Here is a 4,242-nt window from a genome sequence, read left to right as displayed (position 1 = left end):
CGGGTGCGTCTCCGGAGGTTGATCGCTGCCCTCGCGCTGGCCGGCGCCTTGCCGGCGTCGCTGCTGGCCGCCCCGGCGGTGCCCGCGTCGGCCACGACGCCGACGGTCGCCCCGGCACTGACGGCGCCGGCCGACGGCGCCGCCTTCGGGCCCGACTCGCTGCTGCGCTGGGGCGCCGTGGCGGGTGCGGTCGGGTACGAGGTGCAGATCGCCACCGACCCGAGCTTCGGCAGCATCGTCTACGACCTGCACACGGCCGGCCGCAGCGCGGTCCCGGCCACCCAGCTGCCCGCTGGCACGCTGTACTGGCACGTGCGCGCCACCGACCTGTCGAACAATGCCGGCCCGGCCAGCGCCACCCGCTCGATCGTCACCGTCGCCGCGGACGCGCCGACGCCGCTCACGCCCCAGGACGGCGACCAGAAGACGTTCCCGGACGACCCGCCGGTGTTCAGCTGGACGGCGGTCGACGGCGTCAAGAGCTACCTGCTCGAGGTCGACGACGCCGCCGACTTCGTCAACCCGACGACCTACAAGACGGCGAACACGTCGTTCACCCTGACCACGCCGCAGACCTTCGGCCAGACGTACTGGTGGCGCGTGTCGGCGGTGCTGGTGAGCGGGCAGTCGACCCCGACGACGAGCCCGCGCAGCTACTCGATCGGCTGGGCGTCGCAGCCCTCGTTACTGACGCCGACCCAGGGCCAGACGGTCGCCGACACGGTGTTCCACTGGAGCACGGTGCCCGGCGCGGCCACCTACACCCTCGACGTCAGCCCCAACATCGCCTTCGCGAACAACCCCGTGCTGCACGTCGAGAAGCTCACCTCGACGCAGTACTCGCCGCCGACGACGCTGGACAACGGCACCTACTTCTGGCGCGTGCAGGCCGTCGACGCGGCCGGTGACACCGGCGCCTGGTCGGACACGGGCACCTTCACCCGGGCGTGGGTCGCGCAGGGCGTGCCCGAGCGGCCGACGCTGCTCACGCCCGTGTGGAGTCCCGGCGGGCCGATCCCGCACGTCAACGGCGATCTCGGACTCAGCTGGACGCCCGTGCACCATGCGTCGAGCTACGAGATCGAGATCAGCACCGACCCGAACTTCTCGCCGGGCCTGAGCGCGCAGTGCTACACCAACCACACCGCGTTCCAGCCGTACGTGCGCAAGGCGCCGTCGAGCGAGGGCTCGTGCGGCATCGACAAGCTGTCGACCGGCGTCGCCTACTACTGGCACGTGCGGGGCATCGACGACCCGGGTGAGGTGCTCGGCGTCTGGTCGGACGCGGCCACCGGCGCCACGTGGCAGTTCGTCCTCGACCCGCCCATGCCGACGCCGACGGGCCCGACGCCGCTGTACCCGGACGCCGTGACGCCCGCGCCCGAGCTCGGCGCCGGCCTGCAGTGGTCGTCGGTGCCGGGTGCCGAGAAGTACCAGGTCGTGCTGCAGCGACCGGACGGCAGCCTCACCTCACCCATCACGACCTACGGCACGAGCTGGTCACCGCTGACGCGCCTCACGCCCGCCGGCGTCTACGGCTGGAGCGTCCGCGCGGTCTTCGGCAACGGCGACGTCAGCGCCGCCCCGGCCATCGGCTGGCCGAGCTTCAGCACCCCCGCCGCAGGCACCGCGTCCGCGGTCTCGATCACCTCGCCGGCCGCCGGCGCGGCGTCGGACCGCATGCCCGACATGGCCTGGACGGCGGTGCCGGCGGTCTCCGGCACCAGCCCGGTGACCTACGACGTGCACGCGTCGATCAACGGGTTCGACCAGGTGCTCGCGTCCGGCCTGCCCTACGCCTCGTTCACCTCCACCGGCGTCCCCCTGCCGCCCGGCACCTACACGTGGTACGTCGTGCCGCACAACTCGACGGTGACGGCACCGAGCGCGTCGTCGACGTTCACCGTGCTCGACATCCAGCCGAGCGCCACCCTCGCCCCGTCGGACTACCTGACGCCGACGTGTGTCGCACCCGATCCGTGCAGCGACACCCCGACGTTCAGCTGGAAGCGGGTCGACGAGGCCGGCTGGTACATCGTCTCGGCCGCCCTCGACCCGCACTTCACCAACGTCGTGCGCCAGTGGGGCACCGCGTACACCTCGTTCACGCCACGCGAGTCGCTCGTCGACAACCAGGCCGGGCAGTCGTACTACTGGTTCGTCCGGCCCTGCATCGACTCGACCGCCACCAGGTGCGGCCCGTCGCCCCAGAACGACGTCGCCCAGCAGAACGCCGCCAAGTTCCAGAAGTTCTCGGCTCCGGTCACCGGGCTGTCGCCCGCCACTGGCAGCTCGCCGGTCGCCGACCAGGTGACCTTCACCTGGGACGACTACCTCGACACGGATGTGGCGGTGGGCGCCCAGCAGGAGGCCGAGCAGTACGTCGTGCAGGTGTCGACCAAGCAGGACTTCTCGACGACGCTCGACACGGCGACGGTGGACCAGACCACCTACACGGCAGGGTCGAAGACCTACCCCGAGGGGCCGATCTACTGGCGGGTGCAGGCCGTCGACGGGTCGGGCAACCACCTGACCTGGAGCGCGCCGCAGCAGCTGCTCAAGCAGTCGCCGGCACCGACGCCCACTGACCCTGTCGGCGGCACGGTCGAGACCGGTCTGCCGACCCTGCAGTGGCAGCCGCTCGCGGACGCCGCGACCTACACCGTCGAGCTGTACCAGAACGGGGACACGAGCTACTCGAGCGCCAACCGGGTGGCGAGCCAGGTGACCGCGTACACGAGCTGGGCGCCGGTGCAGGGGCTGCCCAGCGGCCTCTACACCTGGCGGGTGCGCCGGGTCGACGGCGGCGGCCAGCCGGGTCAGTGGTCCTCGGGCGGGCTGTTCCGGCTGCAAGCGGATGCGCCGACCCTGCTCGGGCCGGTCGAGGGCGCGGCCCTGTCCGGCGCGGACCTCGTCTTCGTCTGGCAGCCCTCGTCGGCCCAGAAGATCGCGCAGTACCGCTGGCAGCTGAGCAACAGCTCCGGGTTCGGCGCGCCCACCTCGGCGACGACGGTGAACCATGCCTGGGCGCCGGTGAACACCGTGAACGACGGCACCTGGTACTGGCGGGTGCAGGTGCTCGACGGCGCCAACAACGTCCTCGCCACCTCGTCGGCGCGCTCGTTCACGCTCGACACCACCGCCCCGCGGGTCACGTCGACCGTGAAGGCCACCAGCGTGCCGATCCGGTCGTCGTTCCCGGTCACCTTCAGCGAGCCCGTGCTGCACGTGTCGGGCACGACGCTGACGCTGGCCGCCGGTCCGACCGTCGTGCCGGCCAAGGTCAGCGGCACCGGTAGCACCTCGGTGCTGACGCCGCTCGGCCCGCTGACACCGGGTCAGCACTACACGCTGCGGGCGACGTCGGGGATCACCGACCGCAACGGCAATCCGCTGGTCGCGTGGACGGCCGGCTTCCGGGCCGACACGCAGGTGTCGGTCGGGTCGCCCGCCCTGGTCGAGCGGTGGGACCACGACGTCGCCGCCGGCGCGAGCGGGTCGGCCTTCGACATCGCCGACAGCGCGGGCGCCGCCGCGGGCTTCACGTTCGCGGGCACTGCCGCGTCGTTGCTGGGCGTCCGACGCCCGGACGGTGGGTACGCCGACGTCACCGTCGACGGCACCCGCCGCACCCGGGTCTCGTTCTTCGCGCCGACCACCCGGTACCGCCAGGCGGTCTGGACGGTGCGCGGCCTCGCGAACGGCACCCACACCGTGCGCGTGCAGGTCGTCGGCGTGCGGCCGCCCGGCTCGAGCGGCACCGCCGTGGCCGTCGACGCCCTGCAGGTCGGCAGCACGCTGCACGAGGAGCGCACGGCGGCCGAGTCGTTCGCCCGCACCGGGCAGGGCGACGACTGGACGCCGTTCGCCACCCGAGGCGACAACGGGGGCGGCCCGACGTTCGCCGCGACGCTGCGGGGCACCACCCTGTACGTCTACGGCCTGCGCTCGCCGTCGGCCGGGAAGGTCGCGATCACCCTCGACGGGGTGCGGGTCGCGACGATCGACGAGCGGGCGACCACCGCCCAGCCCACGGCGATGCTGTGGTCGTCACGGACGCTGGCCGACACGGTGCACACGCTGCGCCTGACCGTGCTCGGGACGGCGACGGGCGCGGGGTCCACGGTGGGCATCGCGTCGGTGCGCACCGACTTACCCCAGCGCCCCTCGGCCCCGGCTGCGGCCCGCCCCGGGGTCAGCCCCCGATGTTATCTAAAATGTCTCGGGCGGGGGCGGGGACCT

General features: G+C 72.7%; 1 protein-coding gene. It reads left to right on the top strand.

Annotation, left to right across the window (positions count from 1 at the left end; genetic code table 11):
- Nucleotides 1-18: 18 nt before the first annotated feature.
- Nucleotides 19-4,242 (top strand): Ig-like domain-containing protein (locus tag ACTHMS_RS21885; protein WP_440308776.1); only part of this gene is annotated, 4,224 nt, incomplete at its 3' end.

It is taken from the genome of Jatrophihabitans sp., from assembly GCF_051960575.1.
In the GTDB taxonomy this organism is placed as follows: domain Bacteria; phylum Actinomycetota; class Actinomycetes; order Mycobacteriales; family Jatrophihabitantaceae; genus JBQCEE01.
This window is presented reverse-complemented; position numbering and strand designations above follow the sequence as displayed.